The sequence below is a fragment of the Kitasatospora sp. NPDC057518 genome, from assembly GCF_042802075.1.
Taxonomy (GTDB): domain Bacteria; phylum Actinomycetota; class Actinomycetes; order Streptomycetales; family Streptomycetaceae; genus Kitasatospora.
Genome location: NZ_JBHVEU010000044.1, coordinates 1 through 15,368, shown reverse-complemented (window position 1 = coordinate 15,368; position 15,368 = coordinate 1). Strand labels below are relative to the sequence as shown.

Annotated in this window: 15 protein-coding genes and 1 pseudogene; 7 read left to right on the top strand and 9 right to left on the bottom strand. The window is 70.0% G+C overall.

Annotation, left to right across the window (positions count from 1 at the left end; all coding sequences use genetic code 11):
* Window positions 1-98: 98 nt before the first annotated feature.
* Window positions 99-1,130 carry an aspartate-semialdehyde dehydrogenase gene (locus tag ACFU7Z_RS07165; protein WP_380776767.1) on the bottom strand — a complete coding sequence of 344 codons (1,032 nt, stop codon included), beginning with the start codon at window positions 1,128-1,130 and terminating at the stop codon, window positions 99-101.
* A 102-nt stretch (window positions 1,131-1,232) separates the two neighbouring features.
* Entirely contained in the window at window positions 1,233-2,120 is an 888-nt protein-coding gene (locus tag ACFU7Z_RS07160; RefSeq protein WP_117487416.1) for a dihydrodipicolinate synthase family protein, read from the bottom strand.
* Between the two features lie 93 nt (window positions 2,121-2,213).
* Between ACFU7Z_RS07160 and ACFU7Z_RS07155 the strand changes: the two genes are divergently transcribed.
* Window positions 2,214-3,101: a LysR family transcriptional regulator gene (locus ACFU7Z_RS07155; RefSeq protein ID WP_049649550.1), complete on the top strand. Its 888-nt coding sequence runs from the start codon at window positions 2,214-2,216 to the stop codon at window positions 3,099-3,101.
* A 74-nt stretch (window positions 3,102-3,175) separates the two neighbouring features.
* Here ACFU7Z_RS07155 and dnaE read toward each other — a convergent pair whose 3' ends face one another.
* The 4 genes from dnaE to ACFU7Z_RS07135 form a co-directional block, all read right to left on the bottom strand.
* Complete coding sequence (gene dnaE / locus ACFU7Z_RS07150) at window positions 3,176-6,709, bottom strand: DNA polymerase III subunit alpha (protein WP_049649549.1); 3,534 nt, start codon at window positions 6,707-6,709, stop codon at window positions 3,176-3,178.
* Window positions 6,710-6,889: 180 nt separating this feature from the next.
* Window positions 6,890-7,954, bottom strand: a complete 1,065-nt coding sequence (locus ACFU7Z_RS07145) for a hypothetical protein (RefSeq protein ID WP_380776764.1) — start codon at window positions 7,952-7,954, stop codon at window positions 6,890-6,892.
* Between the two features lie 155 nt (window positions 7,955-8,109).
* Window positions 8,110-8,370, bottom strand: coding sequence for a hypothetical protein (locus ACFU7Z_RS07140; protein ID WP_375873987.1), 261 nt, complete (start codon window positions 8,368-8,370; stop codon window positions 8,110-8,112).
* Window positions 8,370-8,735, bottom strand: coding sequence for an ATP-binding protein (locus ACFU7Z_RS07135; protein WP_074005366.1), 366 nt, complete (start codon window positions 8,733-8,735; stop codon window positions 8,370-8,372). Before ACFU7Z_RS07135 ends, ACFU7Z_RS07140 begins: the two co-directional genes overlap by 1 nt.
* A gap of 260 nt (window positions 8,736-8,995) precedes the next feature.
* Between ACFU7Z_RS07135 and ACFU7Z_RS07130 the strand changes: the two genes are divergently transcribed.
* From ACFU7Z_RS07130 to ACFU7Z_RS07110, 5 genes are all read left to right on the top strand, one after another.
* A complete protein-coding gene (locus tag ACFU7Z_RS07130) occupies window positions 8,996-9,856 on the top strand; it encodes a helix-turn-helix domain-containing protein (protein ID WP_380776762.1) in 861 nt (286 codons plus the stop codon).
* Between the two features lies 1 nt (window position 9,857).
* Window positions 9,858-10,049 (top strand): DUF397 domain-containing protein, encoded by a 192-nt coding sequence (locus ACFU7Z_RS07125; protein WP_380776761.1) that lies wholly within the window; start codon window positions 9,858-9,860, stop codon window positions 10,047-10,049.
* Window positions 10,050-10,197: 148 nt separating this feature from the next.
* The gene (locus ACFU7Z_RS07120; protein WP_380776760.1) at window positions 10,198-10,617 is read left to right on the top strand and encodes an I66 family serine proteinase inhibitor; all 420 of its coding nucleotides are present in this window, start codon (window positions 10,198-10,200) and stop codon (window positions 10,615-10,617) included.
* A gap of 72 nt (window positions 10,618-10,689) precedes the next feature.
* Window positions 10,690-10,881, top strand: coding sequence for a DUF397 domain-containing protein (locus tag ACFU7Z_RS07115; protein ID WP_380776758.1), 192 nt, complete (start codon window positions 10,690-10,692; stop codon window positions 10,879-10,881).
* Window positions 10,882-11,019: 138 nt separating this feature from the next.
* The gene (locus tag ACFU7Z_RS07110) at window positions 11,020-11,712 is read left to right on the top strand and encodes a hypothetical protein (RefSeq protein WP_380776756.1); all 693 of its coding nucleotides are present in this window, start codon (window positions 11,020-11,022) and stop codon (window positions 11,710-11,712) included.
* 140 nt (window positions 11,713-11,852) lie between these two features.
* Here ACFU7Z_RS07110 and ACFU7Z_RS07105 read toward each other — a convergent pair whose 3' ends face one another.
* The 3 genes from ACFU7Z_RS07105 to ACFU7Z_RS07095 form a co-directional block, all read right to left on the bottom strand.
* Window positions 11,853-12,356, bottom strand: coding sequence for a DUF3592 domain-containing protein (locus tag ACFU7Z_RS07105; RefSeq protein WP_380776754.1), 504 nt, complete (start codon window positions 12,354-12,356; stop codon window positions 11,853-11,855).
* A 100-nt stretch (window positions 12,357-12,456) separates the two neighbouring features.
* Entirely contained in the window at window positions 12,457-13,122 is a 666-nt protein-coding gene (locus ACFU7Z_RS07100; protein ID WP_380776752.1) for an MOSC domain-containing protein, read from the bottom strand.
* A 265-nt stretch (window positions 13,123-13,387) separates the two neighbouring features.
* Window positions 13,388-14,623: an RNA-guided endonuclease InsQ/TnpB family protein gene (locus ACFU7Z_RS07095; protein ID WP_380776785.1), complete on the bottom strand. Its 1,236-nt coding sequence runs from the start codon at window positions 14,621-14,623 to the stop codon at window positions 13,388-13,390.
* A 25-nt stretch (window positions 14,624-14,648) separates the two neighbouring features.
* On the opposite strand from ACFU7Z_RS07095, the pseudogene tnpA reads away from it, so the two are divergent.
* A pseudogene (tnpA, locus tag ACFU7Z_RS07090) lies at window positions 14,649-15,077 on the top strand (IS200/IS605 family transposase).
* Window positions 15,078-15,368: the final 291 nt, after the last annotated feature.

The following is a 15,368-nucleotide window of genomic DNA, read 5'->3' as shown; positions in this document are numbered from 1 at the left end:
GCGGTGGTCCGGCCAATGTCCCGGCCGGTGGTTCACCCCGGTGGCGCTCAGCCGATGGGGTTCACCCGGAGGTGCTCAGCCCTTGAGCTCAGGGGCGCTCAGCCCTTGAGCTCGGCGGCGACCAGCTCGGCCAGCTGGACGGCGTTCAGCGCGGCGCCCTTGCGCAGGTTGTCGTTCGAGACGAACAGCGACAGGCCGTTGTCCACCGTCTCGTCCACCCGGATGCGGCCGACGTAGCTCGGGTCCTGGCCGGCGGCCTGGAGCGGGGTGGGGATGTCGGACAGCTCGACGCCGGGGGCGCCGGTGAGCAGCTCGACGGCCCGCTCGGGGCTGATCGGGCGCTCGAAGCGGGCGTTGATCTGCAGCGAGTGGCCGGAGAAGACCGGGACGCGCACACAGGTGCCGGAGACCTTCAGCTCCGGGATGCCGAGGATCTTGCGGCTCTCGTGGCGGAGCTTCTGCTCCTCGTCGGTCTCGTTGGAGCCGTCGTCCACGAGGGAGCCGGCCAGCGGCACCACGTTGAAGGCGATCGGCCGCTGGTAGACCTTGGGCTCCGGGAACTCGACGGCGGCGCCGTCGTGGGCGAGCGCGGCGGCGCCGAGCTCCACGACCTTGGCGGCCTGGTCCTGGAGCTCCGCGACGCCGGCCACACCGCTGCCGGAGACGGCCTGGTAGGTCGAGACGACGAGCGCGGCCAGGCCGGCCTCCTCGTGCAGCGGGCGCAGCACGGGCATGGCGGCCATGGTGGTGCAGTTCGGGTTGGCGATGATGCCCTTGGGGCGGTCCGCGATGGCCTCCGGGTTGACCTCGGAGACGACCAGCGGGACCTCGGGGTCGCGGCGCCAGGCGGAGGAGTTGTCGATCACGACGGCACCGGCCGCGGCGACCTTGGGGGCCAGGGCCTTGGAGGTCGAGCCGCCCGCCGAGAAGATCACGATGTCCAGGCCGGTGTAGTCGGCCGTGGCCGCGTCCTCGACGGTGACCTCGGTGCCCTGCCAGGGCAGCGTGCGCCCGGCCGAGCGGGCCGAGGCGAACAGCCGCAGCTGCTCCACCGGAACGTTGCGCTCCGCCAGGATCTCGCGGACCACGCCGCCGACCTGGCCGGTGGCACCGACAATGCCGATCTTCATCTCCGACTACTCCTCTGAAAGGTGCTGTTCACAGCCGCACTCCGCCCATCATGCCTTGTCACGGGCGTCGTACGACCTGGCGTTCCACGACGTGAGAGTGCGCTAGTGGTCCAGACCACTGGCGAGGGCCAGCGCCGCCTCCACCTCGGCCCGCCCCGCCGGCAGCAGCGGCAGCCGCACGTCCGGGGTCGGGATCCGGCCCTGGGCGTGCAGCACGCCCTTGGTCACCGTCGGGTTCGGCGCCGTGAAGGCGGACAGCGCCAGCCCGGTCAGCCGGTGCCCGAGCGCCCGGGCCCGCGCCACGTCCCCGGCCTGCCAGGCCTCCGTCAGCTCGACGAACCGGGCGGTCGCCAGGTGCGCGGAGGCGAGGATGCCGCCGGCCGCGCCGAGCGCCAGCATCGGCGAGAGGAAGGCGTCCTCGCCGGTGAGGAAGGCGAACCCCTCGGGGGCGTCGGCGAGCAGCTCGGCGGCCGTCTGGTCCAGCCCGCCGGTCGCGTACTTGACGCCCACCACGCCCTCGATCGCGGCGAGTTCGCGCAGCGCGGCGGTGGAGAGCTGCTGCCCGGTGCGGTACGGGATGTGGTAGACGACCAGCGGCAGCGGGCTGCTCGCGGCCAGTGCCCGGAAGTGCGCGACCGTCCCGGCCTCGCCGGCCCGGACGAAGGACGGCGTGGTGACCAGCGCCGCCGCCCCCGGCACCCGCGCGCCGAGCGCGGCCAGCGCCTCGCCGACGGTCCGGGTGTCGCCGCCGGAGGCGCCGACGGTCAGCTGGGCCCCCCGCGCGGCGCAGGCGGCCGCGGCGACGTCGACCACCGCGTCCCGCTCCCCGGCGGTCAGCGCGGCCGGCTCGCCGGTGGTGCCGAGGGCGACCAGCCCGGCCGCCCCGGCGTCCAGGACCTCGTGCGCGAGCTTCTCCAGCGCGTCGAGGGCGACGGAGCCGTCGGCGGCGAACGGGGTGATCAGGGGGACGTGGATGCCCTTGAGTTCCATGCCCACGATCCTGCGGCCCGCTGATCGCCCAGGTCCAGTTCACATTTCCGACGCTTCTCGTAAGCTCAGCCGATGCTCGGCTAGCCTGGACGGATGCTGGACGTCCGACGCCTGCGCCTGCTGCGCGAACTCGCCCACCTCGGCACCATCGCGGCCGTCGCCGAGGCGCTCTCCTTCAGCCCCTCGGCGGTGTCCCAGCAGCTGTCCGTCCTGGAGAAGGAGGCGGGCGTCCCGCTGCTGGAGCGCACCGGGCGGCGGGTCACCCTCACCCCGGCGGGGCGCAACCTCGTCCGGCACGCCGAGGCGGTGCTCGCCCTGCTGGAGCAGGCCGGTGCCGAACTCGCCCACGCCAAGCGGGGGTTGGCCGGTCCGCTGCGGATCGGCACCTACCCCTCGGCGGCCCGGGCGATCATCCCGGCGGTGCTCGCGGAGCTGGCCGGCTGGCACCCGGGGCTGGAGCCGATGGTCACCGAGGTGGACCCGGCGGCCGTCGGCGCGGCGCTGCGGGCGGGCGAGCTGGACGTGGCGCTGGTGCACGAGTACGACCTCGTCCCGACCGACCCGGAGCCGGGCCTCGCGGTGACCCGCCCGGTCTTCACCGAGCCCATGTACCTGGCCGCCCGCGTCCCCGGCACCGTCGCCGAGCAGCGCGGCGCGCCGTGGATCATGTCCTCGCCCGGCACGCTCTGCCACACCATGGCCGTCCGCGCCTGCGAGGCGGCGGGCTTCGCGCCCCGCATCCGGCACCAGATCGACGACTTCACCACCGTGCTGGCCCTGGTGGCGGCCGGCCAGGGCGTCGCCCTGGTCCCCCAGCTGGGCACGGCCGGCCTCCCGCCCGGCGTCGTCCTCACCCGCCTGCCGATGTACCGCCGCACCCGGGCCGCGTTCCGCGCCGGCGCCGGCTCCCACCCGGCCATCTCCGCCTTCGTCTCGGCGCTGCACACGGCGGTCCCCCCGGGCCTCGGCGGCGGCACCTGAGACGGGCCCCTCCCCCGTACGCGAAAGGCCCGGGTGTCCGCCGCAGCGAACGCCCCGGGCCTTCCGTCTCCGTCCTAGCCCGCCAGGCAGCTCGGCCCGAGCAGCTGCTTCAGGTCCCCGAACAGCGCCGGGTCGGACTTCACCCGGTGCCGGTCGAGCCGCAGCACCGTGGTCTTGTCGCGGCCCTCCAGCCGCACCCGCACCTCGGTGGTGCCCCGGTGGCTCCCGAGCACCTCGCCGAGCCGGGCCACCAGCGGCGGGGTGACCTTCGCGCTCGGGATGAGGATGGTGATCGGCGCCTCGGCGTGCGCGTTCGACAGGTCGGGGACGGACAGCTCCATCCCCATCAGCCGCGGCACGTCCTCCCGCTTGTCCAGCTTGCCGCGCACGAAGACGACGGCGTCCTCGGCCAGCTGCGAGGAGACCAGCTGGTAGCTGGCCGGGAAGAACATGCAGTCGATGGAGCCGGCCAGGTCCTCGACGGTCGCGATCGCCCAGGCGTTGCCCTGCTTGGTCATCTTCCGCTGGAGGCCCGAGATGATGCCGCCGATGGTGACGATCGTCCCGTCCGGCCGCTCCGCGAGGTCGGCCACCGCGCAGTCCGCCTTGTCGGCGAGCACGTGCTCGATGCCGTGCAGCGGGTGCGAGGAGACGTAGAGGCCGAGCATCTCCCGCTCCTGGGTGAGCAGGAAGGACTTCTCCCACTCCTCCTCGGAGAAGACGACGTCCAGTCCGAAGCTCGGCTCCTCGGAGGCGGTGTCGCCGCCGAAGAGGTCGTACTGTCCGACCGCCTGCTTGCGCTTCACGTCGACGACGTTGTCGATCATCGGCTCGAACTGGGCGCTCAGGCCCTTGCGGGTGTGGCCGAGCGAGTCGAAGGCGCCGGCCTTGATCAGCGATTCGACGGTCCGCTTGTTGCAGACCACCGACTCCACCTTGTCCAGGAAGTCGGGGAAGGACGCGAACTTCCCCTTCGCCTTCCGGGTCCGGATCATCGAGTCGACGACCGGCCCGCCGACGTTGCGGATGGCGGTCAGGCCGAACCGGACCAGGGTGTCACCGTGCGGGGTGAAGTCCGAGTCCGACTCGTTGACGTCCGGCGGCAGCACCTGGATGCCCATCTTTCGGCACTCGTTGAGGTAGACCGCGGACTTGTCCTTGTCGTCCTTGACGGAGGTGAGCAGCCCGGACATGTACTCGGCCGGGTAGTTGGCCTTGAGGTAGGCGGTCCAGTACGAGACCAGCCCGTAGCCGGCGGTGTGCGCTTTGTTGAACGCGTAGCCGGAGAAGGGGACGAGGACGTCCCACACGGCCTGGATGGCCGCGTCGGAGTAGCCGCGCTCGCGGCAGCCCTTCTGGAAGGGGACGAACTCCGCCTCCAGGATCTCCTTCTTCTTCTTGCCCATGGCGCGGCGCAGCAGGTCGGCCTGGCCGAGCGAGTAGCCGGCCAGGATCTGCGCGGCCTTCTGCACCTGCTCCTGGTAGACGATCAGGCCGTACGTCGGCCGGAGCACCTCCTCCAGGGGCTTCTCCAGCTCCGGGTGGATCGGGGTGATCTCCTGCTGGCCGTTCTTGCGCAGCGCGTAGTTGGTGTGGGAGTTGACGCCCATCGGGCCGGGCCGGTACAGCGCCAGGACGGCGGAGATGTCCTCGAAGTTGTCGGGCTTCATCAGGCGCAGCAGCGAGCGCATGGGGCCGCCGTCGAGCTGGAAGACGCCGAGCGTGTCGCCGCGGGCGAGGAGTTCGTAGGTCGGCTTGTCGTCCAGGGGCAGATCAAGCAGGTTGATCTTGACGCCCTTGTTCTTCTCGATCGCCTTGACGGCGTCGTCCATGATCGTCAGGTTGCGCAGGCCGAGGAAGTCCATCTTGAGGAGGCCGAGGCCCTCACAAGTCGGATAGTCGAACTGCGTGATGGTGACGCCGTCGGTGTGCCGGGTCCAGACCGGGATGTGGTCGGTCAGCGGCTCGGCGGACATGATGACGCCGGCGGCGTGCACGCCGGGCTGACGGATCAGGCCCTCGATGCCGCGCGCGGTGTCGATGACCTTCCGGACGTCCGGGTCGTTCTCGTACAGCCCGCGGATCTCGCCGGCCTCGCTGTAGCGGGGGTGCGAGGAGTCGGTGATGCCCGAGAGCGGGATGCCCTTGCCCATCACGTCCGGCGGCATCGCCTTGGTGATCCGGTCGCCCATCGCGTACGGGTAGCCGAGGACCCGCGAGGAGTCCTTGATGGCGGCCTTCGCCTTGATGGTGCCGTACGTGACGATCATGGCGACCTTGTCGGATCCCCACTTCTCGGTCACGTAGCGGATCACGTCACCGCGCCGGCGCTCGTCGAAGTCGATGTCGACATCGGGCATCGAGATGCGCTCGGGGTTGAGGAAGCGCTCGAAGATCAGGCCGTGCGGGATCGGGTCGAGGTCGGTGATGCCCATCGCGTACGCGACCAGCGAACCGGCCGCCGAACCACGGCCCGGGCCCACCGCGATGCCCTGGCTCTTGGCCCACATGATGAAGTCGGCGACCACGAGGAAGTACGCCGGGAACCCCATCTGGATGATGGTGTCCATCTCGTACTCGGCGAGCTTCTTGTGCTCCTCGTCGTACCCGTTCGGGAAGCGCCAGTCCATGCCCTTCCACACCTGGGACTTGAAGAAGTCCGCCTCGGACTCGAAGCCCTCCGGGATCGGGAAGCGCGGCATGAGGTTCTTGAACTTGAACATGCCCTCGGTGTCGACCCGGGAGGCGACGAGGAGTTGGCTGTTGCGGCAGCCCTCCTGCCAGGCGTCCGAGGAGTCGAGGGCGTACATCTCGGCGGCCGACTTGATGTAGTAGCCGGTGCCGTCGAAGCGGAAGCGGTCCGGGTCCGAGAGGTTCTTGCCGGTCTGGACGCAGAGCAGCAGGTCGTGCGCCCCGGCGTCGGCCTCGGTGGTGTAGTGCGAGTCGTTGGTGACGACCGGCGGGATGTCCAGCTTCCTGCTGATCTCCAGCAGCCCGTCGCGGACCCGCTTCTCGATGTCGAGGCCGTGGTCCATCAGCTCCAGGAAGTAGTTCTCCTTGCCGAAGATGTCCTGGTAGTCGGCGGCGGACTTCAGCGCCTCGTCGAACTGGCCCAGGCGCAGCCGGGTCTGCACCTCGCCGGAGGGGCAGCCGGTGGTGGCCATCAGGCCGCCGGACAGCTCGGCGATCAGCTCCTTGTCCATCCGGGGCCACTTCACCAGCCAGCCCTCGGAGTACGAGCGCGAGGTCAGCTTGAAGAGGTTGTGCAGGCCCTCCTTGTTCCGGGCCCAGATGGTCTTGTGGGTGTACGCGCCGGACGCGGAGACGTCGTCCCGCTTCTGGTGCGGCTGGCCCCACAGGATGCGCTTGGTGTTCGAGCGGGACTCCGGGGCGACGTACGCCTCGATGCCGATGACGGGCGTGATGCCCGCGTCGGTCGCCTGCCGGTGGAACTCGGCGGCGCCGTACATGTTGCCGTGGTCGGTCATGGCCACATGGGTCTGACCGAGGCGCTCGACCTCCTTGAACATCTGCTTCAGCCGGGCGGCACCGTCCAGCATCGAGTACTCGGTGTGGACGTGCAGATGCGCGAACGGCTGGTCGCTCAAGGCGGGGCCTCCGGAGGCTCTGGTGCTGATCTGGCTGGCCGGCGAACGTGCAGGTCACAGGGGGTTCCCCTGGAAATGGATGTGGCCCGGAGCGCCTCGCGGGGTCCGGGCCATCACTCACACGTTCACGCGTCCACTCTAGCCCTCTTCGAACGGCTTCCCGGTCTCTGACGAGGGTGCCTAGGCCGGCCCGGCGAGTCGCGCCCCGGCGGCCTCGCGGACCTCCGGCTCCTCCATCGGATCGTCCCGCAGACGGGCCAGGCGGTCGCGTACGTCGGGCCGGTCGGGGGCGTGCTCGACGGCGAGGAGCCGGGCTCGCGCTTCGCAGTCCCACAGCGACTCGGTGTACGCCTCGGCCATGCCGGCGGCCCCCATCGCCGCCAGCGCCTCCAGGTAGTCGGCACGCTCGTACGAGTGCGGGGTCCAGAGCCAGAAACGGCGCAGCAGGGAGACCGCGTCGGCGGCCTCCGGCCCGAAGCGGGCGAGACCGCGCGCGAGATCGTCCGGGCCGCACCAGGACCGGTCCACCCACCGCCGCTCCAGTTCGGCGATCAAGCTCGGCACGTCATTCTCGTCACCGTGGGCGGCCAGCACGCCGAAGCCGATCTCGGCGAGCCACGCCTGCTCCGAAGCCGCCCACTCCCGGGCCGCCGGCACGGCCTGCCCGGCCAGCCGGTCGACGGCCTTGCCCAGCAGCGGCAGCGGTCGGATGCCGTCGGCGGCAGCGAGGGCGGGGACCAGCGGGATCAGCTCGGGCTCTGGCGGCCGGAGCGACAGCGCGAGGAGAGCGGTCGTCTTGGCACCGTCGGCGACTCCCGGGTCGCGCAGCAGGGCGAGTAGAGCCGCGTTGTCCCGGTCCGGGTACGGGTCCACGCGTTTCGCGGGGTGGCGCGGGGCCGGACCGTCCCCCTCGGAGATACGGTCCGGCAGCGCCCGCCGGGCTTCCTCCGAACCGCCGAGTGCCAGCAGCTCCAGCACGCCGGTGGCCCGGTCCCGGGTGTCCTCGTCACCGGACAGGAAGTCCACCACCGGGGCGACCGGGAGCTCCAGGTCCAGGATCAGCCGGGCCAAGTAGAGGTGTCGGTCGTCCACCTGCCGGTCCCAGCGCCAGTCCCAGCGGATGCAGCCGTGGACGAGTTCGGCGACCGCCGCCGGATCCTCGGCGGCTATTCGCGCGCCCTGGCCCCGGCCGCGCTGGAGGAGGCCGAGGAGGGTGGTCGGCGGCGCGTAGTGGTCGCTGTGCATGGGGTCCATCGTGCCGCAGCCCCCGGCGCGCGGGCGGCGGGGGCTGGCGGGTCAGACGTCCTCGTCGGGCGGCGGGGCCGCGCGGAGGGTGGTGACGATGCCCAGGGCGACCGTGAAGATCGCGAGGGCGAGGAGGACGGCGAAGGCCGTCCCGATCAGGTATCGCACGCGGTCCTGCGCTCGGCGTCGAGGAGCAGGGTGAGGAGGTTCAGGAGCGTTGAGGCCGGCGCCGTGTTGAAGCGGACGAGGACGCGGCCGTCCATGGTCCGGTCGGTGCCGATCGAGGGGAAGATCAGGCCGAACTCACGCCCCCGCTCCACGACTTCGTCCAGGAGGGCGCTGATGTGGTCCTCGGTGTAGTAGCGGATCCGGGGGTCGGTCGGCAGCATCGGGTGACGGCCGGGGCGGTAGATCATCAGACGGCGCCCTTCCGCAGCTCGAACCAGACGGATTTGGCGCGCTCGTGGGGGTCGACACCCCAGCCGTGGGTGAGAGCGGCGACGAGCTGGAGGCCCCGGCCGGACTCGGCGAGCAGGGACAGCGGCGGACTGGAGGGCAGGACGGGGCTCTCGTCCGTGACGGAGACCCGGAGGACGTCGCCCTCGGAGATGATCTCGACCAGCGGCGCAGGGGTTTCGGTGTGCCGCCACGCGTTGACGAGGAGCTCGCAGAGCGCGAGCTGCGCGTCGAAGATCGGCGAGGCGGACCAGCCGACGCGGGTCATGGTGTTGCGGAGGGTCTGTCGCGCGACGGCGATGGTGGGGGTGTTGATGTGACGCATGGGAGTTCTCCCGAGGCGTGAGTGAGGGGGAACCGGCGGAACATGTGTCGCCGTGAGCCAGGCCGTGGAGAAGGACATGGCTGCTCTGCGGTGCTTGCTAGCAGGCGTTACTGACGATCCGTCGGACCGATGTGAGATCGACCATAGCGCGTATCGACCTAAGATTAGGTCGATGTGTCAAAGTTCCCTCTCTAGGGGGACAGATGGCCCCATCGACTGGCGGCGCGGCACACTGGGCCCACATGATCTGAGAGGACTTCATGCCTGGTCGCCAGAACCCAACACTCCGTCAGCGCCGCATCGGCGCCGAGCTTCGGAGGATGCGTGAGCAAGCCGGCCTCGGCGGCAACCAACTTGCCCACATGCTCGGAGTGAGCGCTCCCCAGATCACGCAGATGGAGAACGGAAAGACCAGTGCCAGCGCTGACCGAATCCAGAGCATCGCCGAAGCCTGCAAATGCGAGAACTTGCCACTCATCAACGCCCTTGGTGGCCTCATCACTTCACGCAGAAAGTCCTGGTGGGATCAGTATCGCGATCACCTTCCTGAAGCTCTGCTCAAATCCGCCGAACACGAAGACTTTGCTTCAGGCGTCATCCGGTCGTGGACATCTGCCATCATCCCGGGCCCCTTGCAGACAGAGGACTACGCACGAGGAGTGTTCAGTCGGCGAACCCCTCCCCTTTCCACTGATGAAATCAACCTGCGCACCGAGTTTCGCTTGGAGCGCAGGAGGAAGATCCTTCAGCACCCAAGAAAGACCCAGGAGGTCTATCTCCACGAGTCCAGCCTCGTCACACGCTTCGGGGGCACCGATGTGCTGCGGAAGCAGCTTCACTCCCTGATAGATGACTCCCTCAGAGATGATGTGAGCATCCGCGTCGTTCCTTTCACCACTCACACCTACCCAGGCCCGCTCGAGAACCTCGTCTACTCGTTCGGGGAGGTCCCCGAGCTTGACACGGTAGAGGTGGAGTTGTCGCGCAACCCGATCTACCTCGATGACCCGGCTGAGCTCGCGTCCTATCGCCAGGTCTTCGACCACATCGCGCAGGCCGCCCTCAGCGATGAGGACTCCCAGGACCTAATCCGGCAGACGCTCAAGAACTTGAAAGGCTGATATGTCTCAGAATCAATGGCAGAAGTCGTCCTTCAGTAGCTCCGGCGAGCTGTGCGTGGAAGTCCGTACGGCCAACGGGGCAGTCGAACTCCGCGAGTCCGACGAGGGCCATCTCATCCTCCGCACCACCCCCACCGCCTTCGCCACCCTCCTCCAAGCCACCCGGGCCGGCGAATTCGACCACCACGCCTGACATTCCACACCATCCGCGCCCCCTCGCCCGCCCCGGGAGAGGGGGCGTAGCTCGTTCAGGTGACGGCAGGTCGAGGCCCCTCCCCCGTCTTCCTCCGAGCACGTACAACTGTCCTGCACCTCGCCCGCATCGCGAAGGAATGACAGCCATGGCCCAGCTGGAGTCCGGCCTCTACACCATCCAGAGCGGCGACGCCCGGATCGGCCGCGCCCGTCACGAAGCCCTGGACCTCTCCCCCAAAGCCGTCTTCGCCAACACCGACGACCAGGACGCCGTCTGGATCGTCGAGGCCTATCCCAACAACCACTACCGGCTCTACGCCAAGGGCGCCCCGACCGCCGTGGAGGACCTCCAGCCCGCCGGCCCGCTGGTCTCGCTCCTCCTCGACCAGGGCGACGCCCCGGAGTGGGAGCTGATCCCCGTCGACGGCGTCCCGGACACCTACCGGATCAAGTCCCCCCAGGGCTCCTCGTGGACCGTCCTCGAACCCGGCCGGCAGAGCAGGATCGAGGTCATCCCCGTCCTCGAAGGCTCCACCGCCTTCACCTTCGCCCGCATCGGCCGCTGACCCCCGCCCTACGCCCCCGCGCCCTCCCCGAGCGCGGGGCGTACCATCGACCGCCCAACTCGGGAGTCCGACGTGCCCAACTGCAACTGGCAGAAGTCTTCCCACAGCAGTTCCAGTGACAACTGTATTGAGGTCCGCACGGCCAACGGGGCAGTCGAACTCCGCGAGTCCGACGAGGGCCACCTCACCCTCCACACCACCCCCACCACCTTCGCCGCCTTCCTCCGAGCCGCCCAGGCCGGCGAATTCGACCACCACGCCTGACCCACTCCAGCACAGGAAGTCGGCCCGCCCGACTTCCTGTGCACCGGCCCCAACACCCCCACCACGCCCGGTACATGCCCGGCGCCTCGCGTACGATCCCTGGTGATCGTCAACGGGGGCACGAAAGGTGGCGCACAGGTGCGCAAGTGGGGGATTCCGGCAGCGGCCCTGGTTCTGGGCGTGCTGGTCGCAGGGTGTGGGTCGAACGAGGGGAACGGCGGCAAGCCGGCCTCGGCGCCGAAGGCGGAGCAGCTCGGGCCCGACACCGGGACGCGGTACTCGCGGGTCGTCGTCCCCCAACTGGACGGACTGACCTGCTCCGAGGGCAAGGGCGGCTTCAAGTTCGGCAGCGACCTGGACATGCTCGTCGCCGGGGTAGACGACCTCCCCGCCCTCAAGGATGGCGGGGACGAGGTCAAAGGCACGACGTCGTGCTTCGGGAACCCCCGGATCACGCTGAGCAAGGGGGCGCACAGCGCGACGGCGCCTCACTTCACGGCGAGGACCAGCCTCTTCACCACGGTCGACGACCCCCAGGGCGCGCTCGACAAGTCCTTCGAGCACACCATGAAGCTGATTCAGGACTACGGCCGCTCGCCCGTCGGCGAGCCGAAGGCGTACTCCTCGAAGACCATGGTGATGAAGTGCCGGCAGAACGTCGCCGACGGCTTCCCGATGACGACCTGCTTCTGGGCGAACTACAGCGCGGTCGGCGAGGTCGACTTCTACCCGCCGAACAACCAGCACGTCCCCCTGGACCAGGCCGCGGAACGAACCCGCTCCTTCGCTACCGCCGCCCTCTCCACCCAGTCCGCCACCGGCTCCCCGTAACGCCTGCGCCCGATCGCTCACCGCCCAGGTGTCGACAAGCACCACAAGCACGTTGACCGCCGACGCACGAGAAGTCGGCCCGCCCGACTTCCCACGCTCCGCGCCCCTCACCGCCAGTCCCGCCCCCGGACACGGGGGCGTCACATCACCCCGGGCCGGCTGCGCGCCCGGGTGAGCCAGCGGTACGCGAGGTGGACCGCGAGGCCCACCAGGATCATGACCACCGACGCGACCAGCGCGACCACGTCGAGCGCGTTCCGGACCAGTGAGTCCCAGAAGCCGATGCTCGAAGCGAGGGCGGCGGTGTCGGTGTGCCGGGGGTCGTAGACCACCGTCACGGTGTCACGGGCCTTGACGGTGCCGGTGACGTAGGCGAGTCGGGTCTCGACCGACGCACCCTCGGCCGTCGTGAACCGCACCCGGCACTCGGAGTTGCCCGCCGGGTTGTCCTGCGGCCCGCTCACCTCCACGCACTCGGTGACGACCGCCGGGACGTGGACGCCGCGGCTGCGCAGATCCGACGTGACCCCCATGTCGTGCGGTATCAGGTAGACCAGGCTGAGGACGAACAGCAGGACCCCCAGGCCGATCATCGCCAGCGAACCGTTCCGCACGGTCCGGCCGTGGTCCGGCGCGTTCTCCATCGATCCCCCCGGTGTCAGCCCAGCTGCCCACGCGCGCCCACGCTAGCCGCGCCCACCGACACCGGCGGTGCCCCGCTGACGCGGGTTAGAGGAAGCGGCCCTACACCCGGACCCTCCGGCGCACCAGTTCCTTGATCTCCTCCGGGAGCGCCTCCGCCGCCAACAGGCCCGGCAGCAGCTCCGGTTCGGTCGTCACCGCGCGGAACGACCGGGCCACCGTGACGTCGTGGTCCGGGCGGTACACCACCTCCACCGCGTCCCCCGCCCGCAGCTCGCCCGGTGCGACCACCCGCAGGTAGGCGCCGGGCAGGGCCGCCTCGGTGAAGCGCCGAATCCAGCCCTTCCTCGCCAGCCAGCCCTGGAAGGTCCCGCAGGGGATGCGCGAGCAGGACACCTCCAGGACGACGTCCGGGCCGATCCGCCAGCGCTCCCCGATCAGAGCACCGCTCACGTCCAGGCCGGTGGTGGTCAGGTTCTCGCCGAAGGAGCCGTTGGCCAGGTCCCGGCCGAGCTCCGTCTGCCAGCCGTCCAGGTCCTCCCGGGCGTAGGCGTACACCGCCTGGTCGTCGCCGCCGTGGTTCTTCACGTCGTACACCCGGTCCCCGGCCAGGGCGACGGCGCCCGTCCCCTTGGGGCCCGGCGCGGCCACCGCGACCGGGCCGTCCACCGGGCGCTTGTCGATGCCGGTGAGACCGAGCTCTTCCTTCCACGGGTTCGGCCGGGGCCTGCCGACGTTGACCGAGAGCAGTCGCGCACGTACGTCCATACGTCGACCGTACGCCGAACGGGCCGCCCGAGGGGCCGCTCCGGCCTCTTCCCCCCGACACAGGAGGCCCACCCGACCTCCCGCACAGCGAGGCCCCACGCGCCCGAACCGGCGCGAGGGGCCGCACCCCCTCCGTTCCCGCGCCCCGCCCCCACGACGGGTCGGACCGGAAGGGCCGGACGGTGTGGCTACGGGGTGACGATCGGGAACTTCGGGTTGTCGTACCCGTACCAGCCCATGTACCGCTGTTGACATCCTCACCCGCCTAGAGGCGAGTGATTCCCGTCTGTCGCACCGTTGCCCGGTACGGCTTCGGGTGGGTTCCTGCTTCACCGCGCTGCGCCGGAACGAATACCGGTCTCACCTGCGCTCCACAGGCCGATACCGCCAGTCCGGCGGCCTTGGCGACGTTGACCGCCGCGTTGACGTCCCGGTCCAGGACGGCCCCGCACGCCCCGCACGTCCACTCCCGGACACCGAGGGGTTTGGGGCCGTCCTTGACGCCGCAGTCCGAGCACACCTGTGAGGTCGGCTCGAAGCGGCCTGTCCGGTGGAAGGCACGCCCGTACCGCACGGCCTTGTACTCCAACATGGTCACGAACGCCGACCACCCGGCGTCATGCACGGACTTGGCCAGGCGCGTGCGGGCGAGTCCCTTCACCGCCAGGTCCTCCACGGCGACCGCTTGGTTCTCGCGGATCAACCTGGTGGAGAGCCGGTGGTGGAACTCGCGCCGCGCGTCGGCCACCCGCGCGTGCGCACGGGCGACCCTGACCCGGGCCTTGTCCCGGTTCTTCGACCCCTTCACCTTGCGACTGAGCACCCGCTGCGCCTTCTTGAGCTTCTTCTCGGCGCGGCGCAGGAACTTCGGGCTGTCGATCTTCGTGCCGTCCGAGAGCACGGCGAAGTGGGCCAGTCCGAGGTCGATGCCGACCGTGGCGTCGGCCGCGGGCATTCGCTCACGGTCGGCGGCCGGGTCGGTCTCGACCACGAAGGAGGCGAAGTACCGCCCGGCGGCGTCCTGGACCACGGTCACCGTGGACGGCACCGACGGCAGCGCCCGCGACCACTTCACCCGCACATCACCGATCTTCGGCAGACGCAGTTTCCCGCCGTCGGTGATCCTCCATCCGGCGTTGGCGGTGAAGCGGATCGCCTGCCGGCTGTCCCTACGGGACTTGAAGCGGGGCGGTCCGGCCTTCGGCCGTTTGCCCCTGATGCCGTCGAAGAAGTTCCGGTACGCGGTGTCCAGGTCCCGCAAGGACTGCTGCAGGATCACCGAGGACACCTCGCCGAGCCAGGCACGCCCGGGGGTCTTCTTCGAGGCCGTCAGCCGCTTGGACAGCTCGGCCGACGTGACGAACGGCAGCCCGGCGGCGCGGGCGTCCTCACGGACGCGGAGCGCGTCATTGAAGACCACCCGCGCACACCCGAACGACCTTGCCAGCGAAGCACGCTGACCGGCACTCGGGTACACGCGGAAGGCATACCGAAGCTGCACGATGCCCACCGTAGCGCTTTGGCTCATGTCACCGCGCTGGAATCCGAACCCCGATGTGCGCACCGGCCGCCATGTCGTCCACAGCCTGCACGTCCACTTGGGTTCGTCACGAAGTGCCGGCGCAGGGCCTTCCGGACGCCACGCCGACCCGCTACGAAGAAATCATGCGGGACGTATGCGCGGACTTCGAGGCCGAGTCGAAGCAGTTCGATACGAACAGGATCATGTGCATCCGCTGTTGCGCTACCCGCCCGAGATCCAGCTCTCCACACTGGTCAGCAGCCTAAAAGGCGTCAGTTCCCGAAGGCTCCGACAGGAGTACGACAGCCACGTCCGCCGCTACCTGTGGGGCGGCCGCTTCTGGTCCGGTTCCTACTACGCGGGCTCATGCGGTGGTGCGCCGCCCACCGTCGTACGCCACTACATCGAGAGTCGGCAACGCCCGACCGCCTAACCCTCGCCCCGGAGGCGCAGAGAACTCCGGCGCTCCGCTCCTCCGAGCCAGGGACGGCCTTCACGTCCGGCGTGAACGCCGGGGCGCTGGCCAAGAACAGAGGTAGCCCGCCTTGAGGTCTCGGCTCGGCGTAGTCAAGGTTTTCGGGCATGGCGAAGCCACCTCTCTCATCGGGCTGGCAGGAACCGCGATGCGGCAGGCCGTCACGCTATGCGTCCGATCAACTACCCACAAGGGTCGCTTTCAAGCCACCGTCCGCGGCGGCAGCAGCCGCACCAGATCGCGCAGCCG

Bases quoted from the DNA above. Each gene is read 5' to 3' on its own strand.
- ACFU7Z_RS07165 (WP_380776767.1), bottom strand. From the start codon at position 1,130: ATGAAGATCGGCATTGTCGGTGCCACCGGCCAGGTCGGCGGCGTGGTC.
- ACFU7Z_RS07160 (WP_117487416.1), bottom strand. From the start codon at position 2,120: ATGGAACTCAAGGGCATCCACGTCCCCCTGATCACCCCGTTCGCCGCC.
- ACFU7Z_RS07155 (WP_049649550.1), top strand. From the start codon at position 2,214: ATGCTGGACGTCCGACGCCTGCGCCTGCTGCGCGAACTCGCCCACCTC.
- ACFU7Z_RS07145 (WP_380776764.1), bottom strand. From the start codon at position 7,954: ATGCACAGCGACCACTACGCGCCGCCGACCACCCTCCTCGGCCTCCTC.
- ACFU7Z_RS07140 (WP_375873987.1), bottom strand. From the start codon at position 8,370: ATGATCTACCGCCCCGGCCGTCACCCGATGCTGCCGACCGACCCCCGG.
- ACFU7Z_RS07135 (WP_074005366.1), bottom strand. From the start codon at position 8,735: ATGCGTCACATCAACACCCCCACCATCGCCGTCGCGCGACAGACCCTC.
- ACFU7Z_RS07130 (WP_380776762.1), top strand. From the start codon at position 8,996: ATGCCTGGTCGCCAGAACCCAACACTCCGTCAGCGCCGCATCGGCGCC.
- ACFU7Z_RS07125 (WP_380776761.1), top strand. From the start codon at position 9,858: ATGTCTCAGAATCAATGGCAGAAGTCGTCCTTCAGTAGCTCCGGCGAG.
- ACFU7Z_RS07120 (WP_380776760.1), top strand. From the start codon at position 10,198: ATGGCCCAGCTGGAGTCCGGCCTCTACACCATCCAGAGCGGCGACGCC.
- ACFU7Z_RS07105 (WP_380776754.1), bottom strand. From the start codon at position 12,356: ATGGAGAACGCGCCGGACCACGGCCGGACCGTGCGGAACGGTTCGCTG.
- ACFU7Z_RS07100 (WP_380776752.1), bottom strand. From the start codon at position 13,122: ATGGACGTACGTGCGCGACTGCTCTCGGTCAACGTCGGCAGGCCCCGG.